Here is a 1,728-nt window from a genome sequence, read left to right as displayed (position 1 = left end):
CGGGGCCTGCAGGCGGGCGGCCTGGTCCAGCACCAGCAGCAGGTGGGCGCCGGTGTCCACCTCGGGGTGAAACTCGGCGCGCTGCGGCACGGTCAATCGCATGGGGCGCTGGTGCTGGGCGCCTGGCAACCGTTCGAGCCGGCGCGGGACTGGGCCACGCAAACGGTCCGCGTGCAGATCGGCGCGGCGGCCCTGTTCGAGTGCCGCGGCACCCACCCCCTGGCCCGGCCCACGGCGGTGCTGCCGGCCTGGCTGCGTCACGCCACGCGCGAGGACGCCGTGCTGCCGGCGGGCACCGTGGTGACCACCGGCAGCTGGGTGGGCCTGCTGCCCGCCCAGGCCGGTGACACCGTCACGGTGGCCTTTGACGGCCTGGGCGAGGTGGTGCTGCGCTTCTGAGTACCGTCAGGGCCCTCAGGCCAGCAGCTGCCGCAGCACGTAGGGCAGGATGCCGCCGTGGCGGTAGTACTCCACCTCGATCGGGGTGTCGATGCGCAGCGTCAGCGTCACCTCTTGGGTGCTGCCATCGGCCCGGTGGATGACCAGGGTGGCATTGCGCTGCGGCAGCAGTTCGCCCTCGATGCGGATGTCGATCAGCTCGGTGCCGGTCAGGCCCAGGGAGGACCAGCTGTCGCTGCCCTGGAACTGCAGCGGCAGCACGCCCATGCCCACCAGGTTGCTGCGGTGGATGCGCTCGAAGCTGCGCGCCACCACCGCGCGGATGCCCTGCAGTCGGGTGCCCTTGGCGGCCCAGTCGCGGCTGGAGCCGGTGCCGTACTCCTCACCCGCGAAGATCACGGTGGGCACGCCGGCGGCCTGGTAGGCCATGGCAGCGTCGTAGATGGCCATGCGCTGGCCCTGGGTCTCGCCGGGCAGTTGCATCAGGGTGTAGCCGCCCTCCACCCGGCTGCCGTCTTCGGTGGGCGGCAGCATCAGGTTCTTGATGCGCACGTTGGCGAAGGTGCCGCGCATCATCACCTCGTGGTTGCCGCGGCGTGAGCCGTAGCTGTTGAAGTCCACCGGCTTGACGCCCAGTTCCTGCAGGTAACGGCCGGCCGGGGAATCCGGCTTGATCGAGCCGGCCGGCGAGATGTGGTCGGTGGTGATCGAATCACCGAACAGGGCCATGATGCGGGCGCCCTGCACCGTGGCTTCACGCGGGGCGGGTGTCTGCTCGAAGCCGTCGAAGAACGGCGGGCGGGCGATGTAGCCGCTGGTCGGCCAGGGGTAGACCTCGCCGGCGCTGCCCTGGATCTGCTCCCAGAGCTTGCCAGGCTTGGCGCCCACCTGCTCGTAGTTCTCGCGGAAGGTTTTGGGCCGCATGGCCTGGCGCAGCAGGCGGTCGATCTCCTCGCTGCTGGGCCAGATGTCGCCCAGGTACACATCCTTGCCCTTCTTGCCCTGGCCCAGCGGCTGGGTCATCAGGTCCTTGCGGACCGTGCCGGCGATGGCGTAGGCCACCACCAGCGGCGGCGAGGCCAGGAAGTTGGCCTTGATCAGCGGGTGGATGCGGGCCTCGAAGTTGCGGTTGCCCGACAGCACCGCGCAGGCCACCAGGTCGTTGGCGGTGATGGCCTCGTTGATCGGCGCGGTCAGGTCGCCGGCATTGCCGATGCAGGTGGTGCAGCCGTAGGCCGCCACGTTGAAGCCCAGCTTCTCCAGGTAAGGCAGCAGACCGGTGCGGGTGAGGTAATCGGTGACGATGCGCGAGCCCGGGGCCAGCGAGGT

Annotated in this window: 2 protein-coding genes; one reads left to right on the top strand and one right to left on the bottom strand. The window is 70.3% G+C overall.

The window, feature by feature from the left end:
• Positions 1-111 precede the first annotated feature (111 nt).
• On the top strand, positions 112-399 hold the full coding sequence (locus I73_RS29575; RefSeq protein ID WP_051049309.1) for a fumarylacetoacetate hydrolase family protein: 288 nt from the start codon (positions 112-114) through the stop codon (positions 397-399).
• A gap of 15 nt (positions 400-414) precedes the next feature.
• On the opposite strand, the gene I73_RS20940 is transcribed toward I73_RS29575, so the two are convergent.
• On the bottom strand, positions 415-1,728 hold a 1,314-nt coding region (locus I73_RS20940), incomplete at its 5' end, for an aconitase family protein (protein ID WP_022982407.1).

It is taken from the genome of Ideonella sp. B508-1 (assembly GCF_000333615.1).
Classification (GTDB): domain Bacteria; phylum Pseudomonadota; class Gammaproteobacteria; order Burkholderiales; family Burkholderiaceae_C; genus Ideonella.
Note: the sequence above shows the minus strand (reverse complement) of the source record. Positions and strands in the feature narration are given on the sequence as shown.